This is a genomic window from Phaeobacter sp. JH20_08 (genome assembly GCF_048056635.1).
Lineage (GTDB): Bacteria > Pseudomonadota > Alphaproteobacteria > Rhodobacterales > Rhodobacteraceae > Phaeobacter > Phaeobacter bryozoorum.
Genome location: NZ_JAYMVV010000007.1, coordinates 219,430 through 237,677, shown reverse-complemented (window position 1 = coordinate 237,677; position 18,248 = coordinate 219,430). Strand labels below are relative to the sequence as shown.

Sequence of the window (18,248 nt, the reverse complement as noted above, 5' to 3'; positions counted from 1 at the left end):
GGCTCAGTCGCGCAGCTCATCCGGGGCCACCCCCCACAGCTTTTCCTTGGGCGCCCAGCCGCGATAGCCACCGGCAGAGATTGAACACCAGCTGATGTCGCATTTGCCCAGCCGCGCCACCACGCCGAGCTCAAAGGCGGCGGTCACAGGGGCGTTGGGGTCCGGGCGGGCATGGACCGTCAGCATGTCCTCTTCGATCAGCACGGTGCGTGACCCTGACAGCAGCGCATAATGAACCCAGCCGCCGGCCCCGTCGCGATCACGCACGCGGCGCCAGTGCCCGTATTCGGCGGTGATCTCCAGCGGCATCCCGCGCCGCTTGAACACCCAGTCGATCTTATGCGTCAGCGACGGACCCCGGCGCACGTTGCCCTCGGCAGCCTTCATCGACACGAACCGGGGCAGGGGCAGGTTGGTCACCGGCCCGCGTTCGTCACGGGCATGGCCGGGGGCAGGGGCCACCGCACCGGTTACGCCAATCAGGATCATGCCGACCACGGCCAGCCGGGACCGCAGATATGATGCCGAAATTTTCACTGCCTGCTCGCTTCTTATTGTCGCTGCCTGTTACCTGCCTGACCAATCCAAAAGCGCTGCGTTTTTTTGCCGACCTGCCCCTGATCTGATGTCCGGGTGCCGATCATCGGGAAAAAGAAAGCCGCGTCAGAGAGGCCGGAGGGCGGGATGGGTTCTTGTGCCTGCCCGCGTCCTGCGCCACGATGCCATGAGGCCAGAGAGATTGCAAAGCCGAGGGAGAGCAGCAGTGGCAAGAGAACGTCTGAGTGTTGTCGTTACGCGACGGTTGCCGGAGCCGGTCGAAACCCGGTTGAGCGAATTGTTCGATGTGCGTCTGCGCGAGGACGACACGCCGATGACCCGCGCCGAGCTGGCCACCGCGATGAAGGACGCCGATGTGCTGGTTCCAACCGTGACCGACACCATAGATGCCGCCTTGCTGGCGCAGGCCGGTGAGCGTCTGAAACTGATCGCCAACTATGGCGCGGGGGTCGATCACATTGATGTGGCCACTGCGCGCCAGCGGGGAGTTCTGGTGTCCAACACGCCCGGCGTGCTGACCGATGATACCGCCGATATGGCAATGGCGCTGATCATGGCGGTGACCCGCCGAATCCCCGAAGGGCTTGCGATCATGCAGAAAGGCGACTGGCAGGGCTGGTCGCCCACAGCCCTGCTCGGCGGGCGGCTGGCCGGGCGGCGTCTGGGCATTCTGGGCATGGGCAGCATCGGGCAGGCGGTGGCCAAACGGGCCGCGGCCTTTGGTATGCAGGTCCATTACCACAACCGCCGACGCCTGCGCCCGGAGATCGAAGAGCGCTTTGAAGCCACCTATTGGGAGAGCCTCGATCAGATGGTGGCCCGCATGGACGTGCTGTCGATCAACTGCCCCTCGACGCCCTCGACCTTTCATCTGATGAACGCACGGCGGCTGAAACTGATGAAGCCCGATGCGGTGATCGTGAACACCTCGCGCGGGGAAGTGATCGACGAACACGCGCTGACCCGTATGTTGCGCTCCGGTGAAATCGCCGGCGCCGGTCTCGACGTCTATGAACATGGCACTGACATCAACCCGCGATTGCGCGAGTTGGAAAACGTCGTGCTGCTGCCGCATATGGGCTCCGCCACGCTTGAGGGACGTCTGGAGATGGGCGAGAAAGTTCTGCTGAATATCAAGACATTCGAGGACGGCCACCGACCACCAGATCAGGTTGTCCCCTCCATGCTGTAGGGGGTCCCAGGAAGGAAATATGTCCACCTGCAACGATCGGGGTGGATCAACGTTCTTAATGAAGTTCAATTATTGGAATAGTGTTCCGGTTTATCTTTTTGATTCGGAACATCATCCCTATGTCAATATGTCGCGGACGCACAGGCATCTGTGCGCCGATGGCGGTATCTCAGCATTGCCGGGTTGCTCTGTGAAATGCCAGCATGCGCAGAAGATCACCACAGACGAGAGGAGAGGGACGATGAAACGAACACTGATTGCAGGGGTTTGGATCACGACGTTGGGCGCTGCCCTGCCGCTTATGGCGCAGGAAGCGGCGGATGCCGTGGCGCCAGAGGGCGCGGCAGAAACCGCCGATGCCGGCTTTGCGGCCATCAGCGCCGATGTCGCCGCCGCCCTTGAGGCCAAATCCGCAGGCACCCCGGTCGAGTCCGAGAACTGGATGATTGCCGCTGCCAACCCCCATGCGGTGGCTGCCGGTGCCGAGGTGCTGCGCGCAGGCGGCACCGCTGCCGATGCCATGGTTGCGGTGCAGACCGTGCTGGGGCTGGTTGAGCCGCAATCCTCCGGTCTGGGAGGTGGCGCGTTCCTGGTCTGGTATGATGCGGCCAGCGGCGAGGTCACGACATTGGACGGGCGCGAATCCGCGCCACTGGCAGCGACGCCGACCCTGTTTCAGGACGACGCGGGCGAGCCGCTGAAATTCTACGATGCCGTGGTCGGGGGCCGGTCCGTGGGCACACCGGGCACGCCTGCCTTGCTGGAGGCGGCGCATCGTCGCTGGGGCCGTGCCGCCTGGCCGGGCTTGTTCACCGCCGCGATTGATCTGGCCGAAGAGGGCTTTGCCGTCTCCCCCCGGTTGGCCGGCCTGATCGAAAATGACGCCGACCGGCTGTCGCGCTGGTCGGATACCGCCGATTACTTCCTGCCCGGCGGCACGCCGCTGGCGGTGGGCAGCACGCTGAAGAACCCGGCCTATGCCGATACCCTGCGCCGCCTCGCGGATGAGGGCGCGCGCGGTTTCTACACCGGCCCGGTGGCCGAGGCGATCACCAATGCGGTGCGCAACGCCGAGGGCAACCCCGGCGTGCTGTCGGCGATGGATCTGGCACTCTATCAGGTAAAGGAGCGGCCCGCCGTCTGCGTCACCTACCGCGCGTTCGAAGCCTGCGGCATGGGGCCGCCGTCATCCGGGGCGCTGACCGTCGGGCAGATCCTCGGCATGTTGGGCAACTATGACCTGGCGGAACTGGGCGCCGACAACCCGCAGTCCTGGCGCCTGATCGGCGATGCCTCGCGCCTCGCCTTTGCCGATCGCGGCCGCTACATGGCCGACAGCGATTACGTGCCGGTGCCCACGCAGGGTCTGGTGGCGCCGGATTACCTCGCGACCCGCGCAACCCTGCTTGAGGGCGATGCCGCCCTGCCCGCGGTGAACGCAGGCGCGCCGGAGTTCGATCACGCGCTGCTGCTGGCCGATGATGAGTCGATTGAGCTGCCCTCGACCTCCCATATCTCCATCGTCGACCAGTATGGCAATGTTCTGTCGATGACCACGACCATTGAAAACGGCTTTGGCTCGCGGCTGATGGCGGCTGGGTTCCTGCTGAATAACGAGCTCACCGATTTCTCCTTCCGCACCCACAGCGACGGCGTGCCGATTGCCAACCGGCTGGAACCGGGCAAGCGCCCACGCTCCTCGATGGCGCCCACCATCGTGCTGAAGGATGGCAAGCCCGCTCTGGCCATCGGCTCCCCCGGCGGCAGCCGCATCATCGGCTATGTCGCCAAGACCATCGTCGCCTGGGCGGATTGGGGCATGGATGTGCAGCAGGCCGTGGCACTGCCCCATGCGGTGAACCGCTTTGGCACCTATGATGTCGAGGCCGGCACCAGCGCCGAGGAGATGGCCCAGCCGCTGATGGATATGGGGTTTGAGGTCAACGCCCGAGATCTGACCTCCGGCCTGCATGCCATCGAGATCGGTGACGGGCTGAAAGGCGGCGCAGATCCGCGCCGCGAAGGCATCGCGCTGGGGGGCTGATCGGCTCTCCGGGCCTCAGCTCAGGGCCGCACACTGCGCGCCCGCTCCGGACACCGGGGCGGGCGTTGTCTTTTGCGGATAATCCCGCACCTACCCTGTTCTGGGTATTGTCCGGGCCCGCGCGCCGACCTTAGGTTGACAGGTGACAGGTCCGGGCGTCAGCCCCGGCCGCTGAACGGGGGGAGACTGAACCATGGTGCAAGCCACAAGACTGCCGCGCAACGACGCCGGGATTGCCGCCGTCATTGACGCGTTGAAGGCGCGCTTTGGCACACAGCTGCAGACCGGGCAGGCGATCCGCGAACAGCACGGCCACACCACCACCTGGATCAGCAATCAGGCGCCGGATGCGGTCATCTTTCCCACCTCCACCGCCGAGGTGGCCGAGATCGTAAAGATCTGCGCGGACCACGGCGTACCGGTCATCCCCTATGGCACCGGCACCTCGCTTGAGGGGCATGTAAACGCCCCCGCCGGGGGCATCTGCATCGACATGATGCGGATGGATCAGATCCTTGCTGTCCATGCCGAGGATCTGGATGTGGTGGTGCAGCCCGGCGTCACCCGCGAACAGCTCAACACCTATCTGCGCGATCAGGGCCTGTTCTTTCCCATTGATCCCGGCGCCAATGCCTCGCTCGGCGGTATGGCCGCAACGCGCGCCTCGGGCACCAACGCAGTGCGCTATGGCACCATGAAGGACAATGTGCTGGCGCTTGAGGCGGTGATGGCCGACGGCGGGGTGATCCGCACCGCTCAGCGCGCCAGGAAATCCTCGGCCGGCTATGACATGACACGGCTTCTGGTTGGCTCCGAAGGCACGCTGGGTCTGATCACCGAACTCACCCTGCGTCTGCAGGGCATCCCGGAGGCGATCCGCTCGGCCCGCTGCGCCTTTCGCAGCGTCGATGATGCCTGTCGTGCGGTGATGATGACCATCCAATACGGCATTCCCGTCGCCCGCATCGAACTGCTGGATGCGCTCAGCGTGCAGGCGGCCAATGCCTATTCCGGTCTCGACCTGCCGGAAATGCCGCTGCTGTTGCTGGAATTCCACGGCTCCGAGGCCGGTGTGGTTGAGCAGAGCGACATGTTTGCCTCCATCGCCGAGGAGTACGGCGGTTTTGACATCGCGGCCACCTCAACGGCGGAGGACCGCAGCAAGCTCTGGCAGGCGCGCCACGATATGTACTGGGCCTGCCTGCAGCTGCGCCCCGGTGCCAAGGGGATCTCCACCGATGTCTGCGTGCCAATCTCGAAACTGGCGGAATGTGTCAGCGCTGCGGGCTCAAAGGCCGAGGAGATGGGGCTTCTGGCACCGATGGTGGGCCATGTCGGCGACGGCAATTTCCACGCGCTGTTGCTGATAGATATGGACAGCGCAGAAGAACGCGAAAAAGCCGATGCCTATGTGGGCTGGCTCAATGAGCTGGCGATCTCGATGGAGGGCACCTGCACCGGCGAACATGGCATCGGACAGGGCAAACGCCCCTATCTGACGCAGGAACTGGGCGAGACCACCCGCTATATGGCTGCGATCAAGGCGGCGCTGGACCCGGAAAATATCCTCAATCCCGGCAAGATACTGGAGATCTGAGGACCGCCCGCCGCCGCCACCGCGCCGGGCTGGCGGCGGAATTTGAGTATTTGGAGAAAGGTGACGGGATGGACCTCGCTCTGTCACCTTTCCTGAAATACTCACGGCGCTGCCCTCGCAGGGGCAGAAGTTGGCCCGTTGCGAAGCCGCCGCACGGTCGGCTTACCTTTGCTCAATGGCGCAATGGCAGGATCTGTACTGATCGCGATCACCGCCGGGCCTGACACCCCCGGCACCATGGAACAGGGCCCATTGGCATGGGCACGCACAGACGACGTTTTGCGTGCGGGGCAGAGTGCTCCGTCCCGCCTCCGCTTCTGGCGGCGCCGCCACTTGTTATTGCTCTTTGTTCTGGCCGGATATCACCACCGACCAAACAGCCGCAGCAGAGAACAAGAAAAGGACACTCCGGCAGGGCAATATGCCCCGACCGGACCATATCCATGCGCATCGCGGCCTGTGCAAACCCAAAGAGGCAAATCGCGGCCATGACCTCGAAAACCGACAGGGGGTGGGCAGAAACCTGCATTCAGGGCGATGCTAGGTCGGTTTTGTTATGTTTTGGGTCGGATGGATTTGGCGCGGAATTTGCAGGCGGGGCATAACTCCCTGCAAACGAGTCATCATTTTCCGGAGAGCGGGCCCATGAAAACCCAAGTCAAAGCATTGGTCGTCGGCGGTGGTGCCGTCGGGACATCCATTGCCTATCACCTCGCCAAGGCAGGCTGGGACGATGTCATGCTGATCGAGCGGGATGAGCTGACCTCCGGCTCGACCTGGCACGCAGCCGGCCTGCTGCCGCTGTTCAACATGTCCTATGCGACCACTCACATCCACAAGTACTCGGTCGATTTCTACAAGACCCTGGAAGAGGAAACCGGCCTGAACGCGGGTTTCGCCGTGGTGGGCAACCTGCGCATGGCGCAGACCCAGGAGCGCATGGACGAATACATGCTCTATGCCTCCACCGCAGAGACCTGTGACGTGGCCTATGAGTGGCTGACCCCGGATCAGATCAAGGAGCGCTGGCCGCTGATCGAGACCGGCGACCTGAAAGGTGCGATCTACCACACCGAAGACGGCTACATTAACCCGGCAGACGTGACCCAGGCGATGGCCAAGGGCGCCCGTCAGCGCGGCGTCGAGATCCACCGCAAGCTGCAGGCCGATGCCTTCCACTGGACCGGCACCCACTGGGAAGTCACCTGCACCAAGATGATCGAAAAAGGCGGCAACCTGGTGGAGAGCGACGAGCAGGTCGTGATCACCGCCGAGCATGTCGTGACTGCCTCCGGCAACCACGCACAGCGCACCGCCAAGATGCTGGGCATCAAGATGCCTGCGATCCCGGTCGAGCACACCTTCATCGTCATGGACAAGGACCCCGAGCTGGTCAAATGGCGCGAAGCCGGCAACCCCGAGCACCCGGTGATCCGCGACGCCGACAATGAATCCTACGCCCGCGAAGAGCGCGGCGGCTGGATCCTTGGCATCTATGAGCACGGCGCGCCCGCGCGCTTTGAGCATGGCGTGCCCGACAGCTTCCGCGCCGACCTGTTCCCGCTGGATCTGGACCGGATTGCCGACCAGTATATGGCGATGGCGGAACGCGTGCCCTCCTGCGCCGAGAGCGGCCTGAAGGACGATTTCAACGGCCCGATCTGCTACACCCCCGACGGCAACCCGCTGGTTGGTCCGGCACCGGGCCTGCGCAACATGTGGCTGGCGGAAGGCTTCTCCTTCGGCATCACCGCCGCAGGCGGCACCGGCTACTACCTGGCGCAGATGATGGTGGATGGCGAAGCCGAGATCGACATGGCGTCGCTCGACCCGAAACGCTACTCCTCCAACTGGATGACCACCGAGTTCGCCGCCCGCAAGAACGAAGAGTGCTATGAGCACGTCTACATCCTGCATCACCCGGATGAAGAGCGCCCGGCAGCCCGCCCGCTGCGCACCGCGCCCGCATATGAGCGCCAGAAAGCGCGCGGCGCACAGTTCGGCTGGGTCAACGGCTGGGAACGCCCGAACTACTTCGGCCCGCTGGATGCGCCCGACAATTTCGATGAGGAAAGCCGCTCTTTCCGTCGTGGCAAATGGTGGCAGCACGCTGTGGACGAAGCCAAGGCCATCCGCGCAGGCGTTGGTCTGGTGGATGCAACCGCCTTTACCAAGCATGTCGTCAAAGGCCCCGGTGCGACCCAGTTCCTCGACTGGTTCACCTGCAACAAGCTGCCGAAGATCGGCCGCATCAACCTAACCTATGCGCTGACAGCTTTCGGCACCACCCGCACCGAATACACCATCGTGCGCAACGGCGAGAACAACTACTATCTGGTCTCCGCCGGTGCCTGGTCCGAATATGACGCCGACTTCCTGCGTAAGGCGGCCGAGGACAAGATGGAGGAGTTCGGCTACATCGAGATCCAGGATGTGACCACCCAGTGGGGCGTCTTCGCCATCGCAGGCCCCAAGTCGCGCGATGTGCTGAAAGAGGTGATCGTCGACGCCGATCCGGAAACCGCGCTCTCCAACAAGCGCTTCCCCTGGCTGTCGGCCCGTCAGATCGAACTGGGCATGTGTCCCGTGAATGCGATCCGCGTGGCCTACACCGGTGAGCTGGGCTGGGAGCTGCATCACCCGATCGAGATGCAGAACTACCTGTTCGACCTCTTGGAGAAGGCGGGCGAGAAGCATGGCATGAAGCTGGTCGGCGCGCGCGCCCAGAACTGGCTGCGGCAGGAAAAATCCTACCGTGCCTTCGGCAACGAACTGGGCCGCGACGCGACCCCGCTGGAAGCCGACCTGCCGCGCTTTGTCGATCTGGAGAAGGACTTCCACGGCAAGGACAAGCTGGTTGAGACCGGCGTCCGCGTGAAATGCTGCACCCTGCTGATCGACGGGCCGGAAGATGCCGATCCCTGGGGCCGCGAGGCGCTTTATGCCGAGGATGGCACCCGTGTGGGCCGCCTGACCTCGGGCGGTTATTCGGTGGCCTTCGAGAAATCCATCGGCATGGGCTACGTAAAGCCTGAGCACGCGGTGGAAGGCACCAAGCTGAAGGTGAAGATCCAGGACAAGCTGTGGGATGCGGTTGTCACCTGCGATAGCCCCTATGATCCGAAGAACGAAACCATCCGCATGAATGGCTAAGGCCTGACGGAAGAGATGAGAAAGCCCCGGCCATTGTGCCGGGGCTTTTTTCATGTGTACCGGACCCAACAGCGCGATCCTGACAGGGCTGACAAACCCCGTCAGATACATCCCTCCATGATCGCCTTGACCACAGTTGGATCGGTGACTCCTTCGGAGCCGATGATCACAACACGTGACGCAGCATCCAGCTTCAGCTCATCACGCAGGTCGTGGTCCAGCGCTCCGCACATCAACCCGATAAGACCGGCAACCGCGCTTTCGCCGGCGTTGATGCCGGGATCGCCACATGCTCCACCTGCGAGCAACCGGACGGCTGGGGCGACCAGGCTTTCGGGAATGGTCATGAAACTATCGACGGACTCGCCCAGAACCTCCCAGGCAATCTGCGAAGGCTCGCCGCAGGACAATCCTGCCATCAGCGTTTCCGAGGTGATCGCAACAGCGGTCGCCGCATTGGCCTTGCCGCTGGCAAACAGACAGGGCGCCAGTTCCGGCTCGACAATGATGCTGCGTGGAGCGGCATTGCCCCATTCCTGATGGAAAACCGCAATCACCGATGCAGCCAGCCCGCCAACGCCGCCCTGAAGGAACACATGGGTTGGCGGTTCAGGCAGGTCTCTCACGATTTCCCGCGCCATCACACCGTAGCCGGCCATGACATCCAGCGGTGGCTGCCTATAACCGGGCCAGGAGGTGTCCGACACAATTTTCCAGCCGTTTTTCTCGGCATCAATACGGGTCTGCGCAACCGTTGCATCATAGTCGCCATCGACGCGAATAACCTCGGCTCCCAGCGCCTGCATCGCTTCGGCGCGAAAGCGGCTCACTTCGGCATGGATGTAAATTCGGCACGTCGCGCCAAACCGCTGCGCGCCCCAGGCCACCGACCGGCCGTGATTGCCATCGGTTGCCGAAATCACGGTGATCTCCGAAATCTGATCTGCGAAACTGCCGCTGTGCAGGTCTTCGACGGTGATGGCCCGGCCCGTGGTCTCTGACAGCTCGCGCTGAAGCACGCGCAGAACAGCATAGGCCCCACCCAAGGCTTTGAAACTGCCCAGACCGAACCTCGGTCCTTCGTGTTTGTAGTGGATCGCCTGAATGCCCAGCCTGTCCGCAAGGCTGGTCAAATTTGGCATCGGGGTCGGCTGGTAGCCGTCCCAGGTGCCGATTTCGCGGGCAGCCTCGTCAAATCCGCGACGTGGCAGAGCGTCCTGAACCTTCGGCCCCAACCTTGGTTGGGTGGTAAAGACATCTGGTTTGGTGGTTCTGAATATGTCTAGCATCGTACGATCCTTTTTTGCGCCTGCGCAAAAATACGTCGCTTTACATGGGTTATGGCTTCGGAATCATGGACCACCGTGCAAAAATTGCGCACAGATATGGCATGGGAAAAGAAAATTTATCACAGGGGCTGGATTCTTATGATCTGGCGATCCTGCGGATCCTGCAACAGGACTGCACCAAGCCACAGCGTCAGATCGGCGAGATGGTCAATCTGTCGACCGCATCGGTCCAGCGGCGTATCCGGCGCATGGAGGTGGATGGCGTGATTTCGACCCAGGCCGCCCAGATCGAGCCGAAGACGGTCGGCCTGCCGCTGACCATTCTTGTGGAGGTCGAACTGAGGGCCGAGACAGCGGGCCGGATCGACGATATCAAGCGCAGCTTCCAAGACGCTCCGGAAATCCAGCAATGCTACTATGTTACCGGCGAAGTGGATTTCATCCTTGTGGTGATCGTTGGGGACATGTCGGAATATGAAGCTCTGACGCAACGGCTGTTTTTTCCGAATGACAATATTCGGAAGTTCCGCACCTTTGTCACTATGGACCGCACCAAGTCGACGATGCAGCTGAATATCTGACCGGTGCCTGACGTGGCGCAGGGCCGACGCGGTCACCTATGTGCCAGCTCTCACCTTGATTGACGTATCGCCACCAGCGCCAGATTGTTGGCGGGCATCTCGATCACCTGGCGCATCTCCAGCCCGCTGTCTTGCAGCCAGTCCATCACGTCGAAATCATCCTTGTAACCGACCTCCGGGTCATGGGCGGTCAGCTTGGCGTGAAAGCTGCGGTCGCCCTCGCTGGTCAGCTCACCGCCGCGCATGAACGGGCCGTAGATCAGGAAGTGCCCGCCCGCCGCCAGATGGCGCGCGGCCTCGCGGATCAGGGTCTGGGCCTCGGGCGTGCTGATCAGATGCAGCAGATTGCACAGCACGATCAGATCAAAGCGGCCCAGCCCGTCGGGCCAGGGGGCTTCGGTGGCATCGAGCTGGATCGCCGTCGCGATATTGCGACAGCCGCTGTCACCGGTATAGGCATTGATGCTGGTCAGGCGCGCCGGGTTCACATCGCTGGGCTGCCAGTCCAGATGCGCGCAGCGGCCGGCAAAGCCGACCACATGCTGCCCGGTGCCGCTGGCAATTTCCAGCGCGCGGGGGCGAGGGCCATCCGCACCGTCGGGTTGCGGGGCAATCCGGGCCAGAAGATCCGCGATCGGCTCCAGATTGCGCGCCGCCGACGGGGCAAAGAGTTTTGCCCCTGCATCCGGCAGCGTGACGGAGGCCTCTCCGGGCACCGTGCGCACAACCATCAGCGCAGCCTTTCCGGGCCGAGCGCGGCCACGTTCGTGGCGTCGATGTCCGGTGTCTGCCCGGTGACCAGATCGGCAATCAGCCGCCCGGCGGCGGGGGAACTCTGCACGCCATAGCCGCCCTGACCTGCACACCAGACAAAACTGGCCACCGCCGGATCCGGCCCCAGCACCGGCACGCCATCGGCTACAAAACTGCGCAGGCCAGCCCAGTTGTGCTCAACTCGGGTGACCGGGGTTGTCACCATCTCCTCATAGCGGGCAAGCCCCTCGGCAAGCACCATGTCATCGGCATAGGCATCCTGCGGCGGCACCGGATCGGCGTCAGCGGGCGAGACCAGCAGCTTGCCGGCATCGGGCTTGGCATACCAGCTCTCACCGACGCCCATGATCATTGGCCAGGTGGTGACATCGTGGCCACCGGGCGCGGGCAGCCGCGCCATGGAGCGGCGCTTGGGTTGCAATCCGATGGGCGCGATCCCGGCCATCTGCGCCAGCTCATCCGCCCAGGCCCCGGCCGCATTGATAATCGTGGTGGCGGTGATCACATCGTCACCGCAGCTCACCTGCCAGCCCGCGGTGCTGCGGTCCAGACCGGTGACAGCGGCGCGGGTGCGGATGTCACCCCCATGGGCGCGTAGCTCTCTGGCAAAGCCCTGCAACAACAGGTCCGCGTCCAGATCCTGCGCCGCATCATGGCTGGCCGCAAATTTGACCTGCTCGGGATCAAGCACCGGCACCATCTGGCAGGCCGCCGCAACCGAAATCGGCGTCAGATCCAGCTCGGCGCAATCGGCCTCGAAACGCGCGGCCTGATCGGCGCGCCCGACCAGCAGCAGCCCGCGCGGGCTGAGACAGCCATGGGCGCGGTGGTGGGCCTCACTGGCCCGGCTCAGCGCCTGTACCGGCGCGGGGCCGTAATTGGCCTCAAACATCGCCGCAGAGCGCCCGGAGGAGTGATAGCCAAGCGCCTCTTCCCGCTCCAGCACCAGAACACGCCCCCGTGGCGCAAGGGCGGCGGCGGCGCTCAGACCGGCAAGCCCTCCGCCGATGATCAGATAGTCGACCGCTGTCATTGCTGTTCCTCCAGCCGGTCTGTTGCGGGCGCCGGACGCGGTGACAGCGCCGACATGCGGGCGTAGAGGTCCGGCGTCATCTCGATCTCCAGCGCCGCCAGCGAGGGGCGCAGCTGTGCGAGTGACCGGGCCGAGATTATGGGGGTCACATTGCGCCCATAGGCGGCGGCCCAGGCCACGGCGAGGCTGGCCGGATCAACCTCCAGTTCGGCGGCAAGATCGGCCAGGGCACGGGCGCTCTCCTGCATCCAGGGCTGACCATAGCGTTCGGCGTAACGCGGATCCTCGTCCAGCCGCCCCCGGCTGTGACCCGCCTGCTGGGCACTGCTGTATTTGCCCGTCAGCATCCCGCCGCCCAGTGGCGAATAGGGGGCCACATGCAGGCCCTGATCAGCGCACATCGGCAGGATCTCCACCTCGACCTGACGCTTCAGCAGCGAATACATCGGTTGCAGGATGGCGGGCCTCAGGTCGAATTCCTGCCCGATCATGATCGCCTTCATCACCTGCCAGGCGGCAAAGTTCGACAGCCCCAGATAGCGGATCTGCCCGGCGTCGCGCAGCTCGGCCAGACAGGCAAGGGTCTCGCGCAGGTCCATCTCTTCGTCGTAGCGGTGCAGGTAAAGGATATCGACCATATCCTGCCCCAGTCGCGTGCGCGACTGGTCGAGCTGGCGGCGGATATTCTCAGGGCCCGCACCGCCGATATAAGCAACCTTGGTGGCGATCAGCAGGCTGTCGCGCTCATCCCGGATCAGCTGGCCGAGGATCTCCTCGCTGGCCCCATCGGTATAAACCCATGCGGTATCAAAATGGGTGATCCCTGCGGTGCGGCAGGCGTCATACATCGCAGCCGATTGCGCGGCATTGGCGCGGCCGCCAAACTGCATGGTGCCAAAGGCAAGGGCGCTGGCGGGGGTGCCGTCGAGGCTGATCAAATCGGTGTTCATGGGCCGCAGCGTGGCATGAGTTCGCCGCAACCAAAAGCGCAAAATGTCGGATATTGGCGCAAAGATATCTGCGAGAAATCCCGCATCCCGCCTATCATAATCGTGAGTGGCAAAGCCCCGGTGCGCGGGGTAGGGGAGAGTATGTTTGATTCAAAAATCCGCCCGCTGATTGATCCGGTGCTGAACGCGCAGGGGCAGGTGATCGCCCGCGCCGGCATCAGCGCCAATCAGGTGACGCTGCTGGGGCTGGCGCTGGGGCTGCTGTCGGCCGTGATGATCACCTGCGGCCTGTTTGCCCTGGCGCTGTTGCCGCTGTTGCTGTCACGGTTGGCGGATGGTCTGGACGGGGCGGTGGCGCGCGCCAGTGAGCCAAGTGATTTTGGCGGCTATCTCGATATCACCTGCGATTTCCTGTTCTACGGCGCGGTGCCGCTCGCCTTTGTGCTGGCGGACCCGGCGCAGAATGCGGTGGCGGGTGCGTTCCTGTTGATGACGTTCTATGTGAACGGCACCAGTTTTCTGGGCTACGCGGTTCTGGCGGAAAAGCACAAGATGAAGAGCGATGCGCGCGGGGTGAAGACGCTTTATTTCACCGGGGGCCTGTTGGAGGGGGCGGAGACCATCGGGTTCTTTGTTCTCCTGTGCCTGCTGCCGCAATGGTTTGCGCCGATGGCCTGGGTGTTTGGCGCGCTCTGTCTGGTGACCGCCACCTCCCGCGTGCTCCTGGCGCTGCGGGTGTTCCGCCGCGACTGATGGGCAGCGCCGCTGCCGGTGCGGTTTGAGTATTTATGGAAAGATGACGGGCAGGGCCGCGCGCGCTTTGAGGTTCGGCCCATGAACGGACGCGGGAGCGGACCCGAGATCTGCGGCCGGCATCTGCGCGGGGTTATCGGAGGGTGCGCAGCACCACGTTCGAATTCGAACCGGCAATCCAGTCGCTGGCCCCGATCCTGTCATTGAGCGCCGTCAGCGCGGCGACATCCGGCACGGCACATCTGACGATGGCGTCGATCTCACCGGACAGAGACAGCACCTCCTGCACGCCCTCGAGCGAGGCCATCCAGGTCAGCGCATCGGTGCATGGGCGGACCGCAATTCTGACGAAGAGGACCGCCCGGATCAGGTCGTCCTGAGGCTCTGATAGCTGAACCCGATATCCGCTGATCACGCCACGTGTCTCAAGCTTCGACAGCCGGTCCTGAACCGCGGTCCGGGACAGGCCGATCTGACGCCCGATTTCGGCAGCGCTGGTGCGGGCGTTCCGTTCCAGAACCGCCAATATCCGTTTGTCCGTCCGATCCACGTTGAATTCCCCGATTGGCAGGCTGATCACGTCGGAACGCAAGTATCCGATCCGTTGCCGCAGCCGTAACATCGCAGTTGAGATGAACCACATCAACCACAGCAGCCGGGGGTAGGGCATGAAGAAGATCACCGCAACGGCGTTTACGGGCGAAAAGGCCTGGGACGCGCTGGATATCGAACGCATAAGCGATGCAACCGTGCGGCTGCATTGGACCGACGCGCCGTATAAATGGCATGTCAACGATGGCCCTGAGGTCTTTGTCGTGCTGGACGGTGAGGTCGACATGCATGTTCGCATCGACGGGGCCGAGCGTATCCTGCGCCTGCTGCCGGGTGACATCTTTCATGCCGAGAGCGGCGATGAACATGTGGCGCGTCCCGATGGGCCGGTGCGGGCGCTTGTCATTGAAACGGCGGGCAGCATCTAGACGGCGGCATTTGCCCTGCGGTCGCGCGAGAGGAACAGCGACGGCCGCTATGAAAAAGGCCCGCCGGACTGGCGGGCCTTTCTGCTGCGGGTCATCTGAAGGCGGTGGCCGCTTATTGCGGAATGTCGCCTTCCAGGCCTTCGACGTAGAAGTTCATGCCGGCCAGGGTGCCGTCATCGGCGGTCTCGCCTTCGGCCAGCCAGTCGGAGCCGTCCTGCTTTTTGATCGGGCCGGTGAAGGCGTGGTAGGAGCCATCGGCCAGCGCGGCTTTCAGCTCCAGTGCGGAGGCTTTCACATCAGCGGGAACCGCATCGGAGATTTCACCGATGCCAACCATGCCGGCGCCAATACCGTCCCAGGTGTCGCTGCTTGTCCAGGTGCCGTCGATCACGGCCTTGGTGCGGGCGATGTAATAGGGTGCCCAATTGTCGATGATCGAGGAGACGCGCGGCTTGGGCCCGTATTCGGCCATATCAGACGCCTGACCAAAGGTGATCACATTGCCTGCGGCCTGTGCGGCGGCCTGCGGTGCGGTGGAATCGGTGTGCTGCAGGATCACGTCAGCCCCCTGTTCGATCAGCACCTTGGCGGCATCAGCCTCTTTTGCGGGATCAAACCAGGTGAAGGCCCAGACGATCTTGAACTGGACGTCAGGGTTCACCTTCTTGGCGTGCAGATAGGCCGAGTTGATGCCGCGGATCACTTCGGGGATCGGGTAGGAGCCGATGTAGCCGATGATGTTCGACTCCGTCATCTGGCCGGCAATGTGGCCCTGAACCGCGCGGCCCTCGTAGAAGCGGGCGGAGTAGGTCGAGACGTTGTCGGCGCGCTTGTAGCCGGTGGCGTGCTCGAACTTCACGTTCGGGAATTTCTTGGCGACGTTGATGGTGGGATCCATGTAGCCAAAGGAGGTGGTGAAGATGAGATCCGCACCTTCCAGCGCCATCTGGGTCATCACGCGCTCGGCATCGGGGCCTTCTGCGACGTTCTCGACATAGACGGTTTCGACCTTGTCGCCGAATTCCGCAACCACGGCCTTGCGGCCCTGATCGTGTTCATAGGTCCAGCCACCGTCACCGACAGGGCCGACATAGACAAAGCCCACTTTGGTCTTGTCCTCGGCCAAGGCCGCACCGGTGGCCAGGCCAAGCGCCACGGCGGCGCTGGTCAGAAGGTTGGTCAGTTTCATCAGGTTCTCCCCAGTTGCATCTATTGGCCCCGACAGCGGGGCAGTGAAAAGCCCCCCGTCAGCGGGAGGCGTGGAAGTTGCGGCCAAGGGCGGCAGGTGCGCTGCTTTTGTCCGCCGAAAGAATGACAAGCACGATAATTGTGATCACGTAGGGCGACATTGCCAGATACTCCACCGGGATGGCAACGCCTGCCGCTTGCAGATTGAGCTGCACCACGGTGACGCCGCCAAAAAGATAGGCACCAAGGAGTGCGCGCCAGGGTTTCCAGCTGGCAAAGACCACCAGCGCCAGCGCAATCCAGCCCACGCCCGCGGTCATGCCTTCGGTCCATTGCGGCACCCGGATAAGGCTGATGTAGGCCCCGCCGATACCGGCACAGGCGCCACCGAACATGATCGCCATCAGGCGGATGCGGATCACCTTATACCCCAGCGCATGGGCGGCATCGTGGTTTTCCCCCACCGCGCGCAGCACCAGTCCGGCGCGAGAGAATTTCAGCAGCGCCCAGACTGCGGCGGTCAGCGCGATGCCGAAATAGAGGATGATGTCATGGCCAAAGAGGATCGGGCCAATCACCGGCAGGTCGCTCAGGACGGGGATGTGGATGTCGCTCATCTGTGGCGGTTTCACACCGACGTAGGATTGCCCCATCAGCGCCGACAGGCCGAGGCCGAACAGCGTCAGCGCCAGACCGGAGGCCACCTGATTGGCCTGCGCCACAAGGGTCAGAAAGCCAAACAGAACCGACAGCGCTGCCCCGGCAACGGCGGCGGCAAGGAACCCGATCAGGGGCGAGCCGGTCTCCACCGCGGTGGCAAAGCCTGCGATGGCGCCGGTGATCATCATGCCTTCGACGCCAAGGTTCAGAACGCCTGATTTCTCCACCACCAATTCGCCAATGGCAGCGATCAGGATCGGTGTGGCCGCCACCATCAGCGAGGCGATGAGCAGGACCGGGTTGATTGCAGAAAGATCCATGTCACACCACCTCGGGTTTGCTGAGCGCAATGCGGAAATTGGTCAGGAGATCCAGCGCCAGCAGGAAGAACAAAAGCATCCCCTGAAACACCTGGATCGCCGCCGAAGGCAGGCCCATGTTGGACTGCGCGATATCGCCGCCGATATATGTCAGCGCCATCAGACCACCCGCCAGCAGGATGCCGACAGGGTGCAACCGGCCCAGGAAGGCCACGATAATGGCGGTAAACCCGTAGCCGACGTTGAAATCGATGGAGATCTGGCCAGAGGGGCCGGAGACCTCGAACAGACCCGCAAGACCCGCCAGCGCGCCGGAGGTGCCAAGGCAGAACAGCACCAGCCGGGTGGGGTTCACGCCCGCAAAACGCGCGGCACGTGGCGCCTCGCCAGTCAGGCGGATGTGATAGCCCAGCATGTGACGGTTGAGCAGCACATAGGCAAAGATCACCGCGATCAGCGCCGCCACAACACCCCAGTGCATGCCGGTGCCCGTGATCAGCTCGGCGTTATGGGCGCTGTCCCAGGATTGCAGGTTGCGCGAGCCGGGAAAGCCAAAGCCCTCGGGGTTTTTCAGCAATCCCAGCGAGACCGAGGCGAGAAACTGCTCGGCCACATAGACCAGCATCAGCGAGACCAGGATCTCATTGGTGCCAAAGCGGGTTTTCAGCACTGCGGGGATCATCGCCCAGGCCCAGCCCCCCAGCGCGCCTGCCACCACCATCAAGGGAAAGATCAGTGCCGAGTCTGTAGGGTAAAAGGCAAGGCCAGCCCCGGCGCCACAGATGGCGCCCATGATATACTGGCCCTCGGCGCCGATGTTCCAGATACCCGCGCGAAAGCCCAGCGACAGGCCGATGGCGATCAGCACCAGTGGCGCGCCCTTCACCAAGAGCTGCGGGCGGTAGTAAAAAGCAAATTCGCCAAACAGCGGATCCCAGAAAATGGTGCGGATCGCCTCAACCGGGTTCTTGCCAAGGGCCGCAAACAAAAGCCCGCCCGCGATCATGGTCGCCAGCACCGCCACCAGCGGCGTCGCCATCGACCAGACCCGCGAGGGCTGTGGTCTCTTTTCTAGCCGGATCATTGTTGTTGTCCCCCCCGGTCGCAGATCTGTGCCTGCGTGCCTGTCATCTTTCCAAAAATACTCACACTCCCGACCCGGCAGCCCACGCTGCG

16 protein-coding genes are annotated in these 18,248 nt (G+C 63.4%); 7 read left to right on the top strand and 9 right to left on the bottom strand.

The features are described from left to right. Nucleotides 1-3: 3 nt before the first annotated feature. Nucleotides 4-489 carry an SH3 domain-containing protein gene (locus VWY75_RS09090; RefSeq protein ID WP_340547537.1) on the bottom strand — a complete coding sequence of 162 codons (486 nt, stop codon included), beginning with the start codon at nucleotides 487-489 and terminating at the stop codon, nucleotides 4-6. 274 nt (nucleotides 490-763) lie between these two features. Here VWY75_RS09090 and VWY75_RS09085 point away from each other — a divergent pair, with 274 nt between their 5' ends. From VWY75_RS09085 to VWY75_RS09070, 4 genes are all read left to right on the top strand, one after another. Continuing rightward, nucleotides 764-1,750, top strand: a complete 987-nt coding sequence (locus VWY75_RS09085; RefSeq protein WP_340547475.1) for a 2-hydroxyacid dehydrogenase — start codon at nucleotides 764-766, stop codon at nucleotides 1,748-1,750. Nucleotides 1,751-1,991: 241 nt separating this feature from the next. Further along, nucleotides 1,992-3,794, top strand: coding sequence for a gamma-glutamyltransferase (ggt, locus tag VWY75_RS09080; RefSeq protein ID WP_416537552.1), 1,803 nt, complete (start codon nucleotides 1,992-1,994; stop codon nucleotides 3,792-3,794). Between the two features lie 193 nt (nucleotides 3,795-3,987). Continuing rightward, nucleotides 3,988-5,391 carry an FAD-binding oxidoreductase gene (locus VWY75_RS09075; protein WP_416536571.1) on the top strand — a complete coding sequence of 468 codons (1,404 nt, stop codon included), beginning with the start codon at nucleotides 3,988-3,990 and terminating at the stop codon, nucleotides 5,389-5,391. Nucleotides 5,392-6,036: 645 nt separating this feature from the next. After that, complete coding sequence (locus VWY75_RS09070; RefSeq protein WP_416537551.1) at nucleotides 6,037-8,544, top strand: GcvT family protein; 2,508 nt, start codon at nucleotides 6,037-6,039, stop codon at nucleotides 8,542-8,544. A gap of 101 nt (nucleotides 8,545-8,645) precedes the next feature. Here the strand turns inward: VWY75_RS09070 and VWY75_RS09065 are convergent, their stop codons facing one another. Next, on the bottom strand, nucleotides 8,646-9,833 hold the full coding sequence (locus tag VWY75_RS09065; RefSeq protein ID WP_416537550.1) for a diaminopropionate ammonia-lyase: 1,188 nt from the start codon (nucleotides 9,831-9,833) through the stop codon (nucleotides 8,646-8,648). A 101-nt stretch (nucleotides 9,834-9,934) separates the two neighbouring features. On the opposite strand from VWY75_RS09065, the gene VWY75_RS09060 reads away from it, so the two are divergent. After that, nucleotides 9,935-10,414 (top strand): Lrp/AsnC family transcriptional regulator, encoded by a 480-nt coding sequence (locus VWY75_RS09060; RefSeq protein WP_416537549.1) that lies wholly within the window; start codon nucleotides 9,935-9,937, stop codon nucleotides 10,412-10,414. A 50-nt stretch (nucleotides 10,415-10,464) separates the two neighbouring features. On the opposite strand, the gene VWY75_RS09055 is transcribed toward VWY75_RS09060, so the two are convergent. From VWY75_RS09055 to VWY75_RS09045, 3 genes are read right to left on the bottom strand one after another with little or no spacing between them, the layout of a single operon-like run. Then, on the bottom strand, nucleotides 10,465-11,145 hold the full coding sequence (locus VWY75_RS09055) for a DUF938 domain-containing protein (RefSeq protein ID WP_416537548.1): 681 nt from the start codon (nucleotides 11,143-11,145) through the stop codon (nucleotides 10,465-10,467). Next, nucleotides 11,145-12,221 carry an NAD(P)/FAD-dependent oxidoreductase gene (locus VWY75_RS09050; RefSeq protein WP_416537547.1) on the bottom strand — a complete coding sequence of 359 codons (1,077 nt, stop codon included), beginning with the start codon at nucleotides 12,219-12,221 and terminating at the stop codon, nucleotides 11,145-11,147. Before VWY75_RS09050 ends, VWY75_RS09055 begins: the two co-directional genes overlap by 1 nt. Next, nucleotides 12,218-13,171, bottom strand: coding sequence for an aldo/keto reductase (locus VWY75_RS09045; RefSeq protein ID WP_416537546.1), 954 nt, complete (start codon nucleotides 13,169-13,171; stop codon nucleotides 12,218-12,220). Before VWY75_RS09045 ends, VWY75_RS09050 begins: the two co-directional genes overlap by 4 nt. A gap of 141 nt (nucleotides 13,172-13,312) precedes the next feature. On the opposite strand from VWY75_RS09045, the gene VWY75_RS09040 reads away from it, so the two are divergent. Beyond that, entirely contained in the window at nucleotides 13,313-13,924 is a 612-nt protein-coding gene (locus VWY75_RS09040) for a CDP-alcohol phosphatidyltransferase family protein (RefSeq protein ID WP_061047941.1), read from the top strand. 133 nt (nucleotides 13,925-14,057) lie between these two features. Here VWY75_RS09040 and VWY75_RS09035 read toward each other — a convergent pair whose 3' ends face one another. Beyond that, nucleotides 14,058-14,594 carry an Lrp/AsnC family transcriptional regulator gene (locus tag VWY75_RS09035; RefSeq protein WP_231739530.1) on the bottom strand — a complete coding sequence of 179 codons (537 nt, stop codon included), beginning with the start codon at nucleotides 14,592-14,594 and terminating at the stop codon, nucleotides 14,058-14,060. On the opposite strand from VWY75_RS09035, the gene VWY75_RS09030 reads away from it, so the two are divergent. Next, nucleotides 14,593-14,904 carry a cupin domain-containing protein gene (locus VWY75_RS09030; protein ID WP_061047916.1) on the top strand — a complete coding sequence of 104 codons (312 nt, stop codon included), beginning with the start codon at nucleotides 14,593-14,595 and terminating at the stop codon, nucleotides 14,902-14,904. The two genes, VWY75_RS09035 and VWY75_RS09030, sit on opposite strands and share 2 nt — an antisense overlap. A 112-nt stretch (nucleotides 14,905-15,016) precedes the next feature. Here the strand turns inward: VWY75_RS09030 and VWY75_RS09025 are convergent, their stop codons facing one another. From VWY75_RS09025 to VWY75_RS09015, 3 genes are read right to left on the bottom strand one after another with little or no spacing between them, the layout of a single operon-like run. Further along, on the bottom strand, nucleotides 15,017-16,093 hold the full coding sequence (locus tag VWY75_RS09025; protein ID WP_416537545.1) for a BMP family ABC transporter substrate-binding protein: 1,077 nt from the start codon (nucleotides 16,091-16,093) through the stop codon (nucleotides 15,017-15,019). A gap of 58 nt (nucleotides 16,094-16,151) precedes the next feature. Continuing rightward, nucleotides 16,152-17,072, bottom strand: coding sequence for an ABC transporter permease (locus VWY75_RS09020; protein WP_340547464.1), 921 nt, complete (start codon nucleotides 17,070-17,072; stop codon nucleotides 16,152-16,154). A 1-nt stretch (nucleotide 17,073) separates the two neighbouring features. Further along, nucleotides 17,074-18,156, bottom strand: coding sequence for an ABC transporter permease (locus tag VWY75_RS09015; RefSeq protein WP_416536578.1), 1,083 nt, complete (start codon nucleotides 18,154-18,156; stop codon nucleotides 17,074-17,076). Nucleotides 18,157-18,248: the final 92 nt, after the last annotated feature.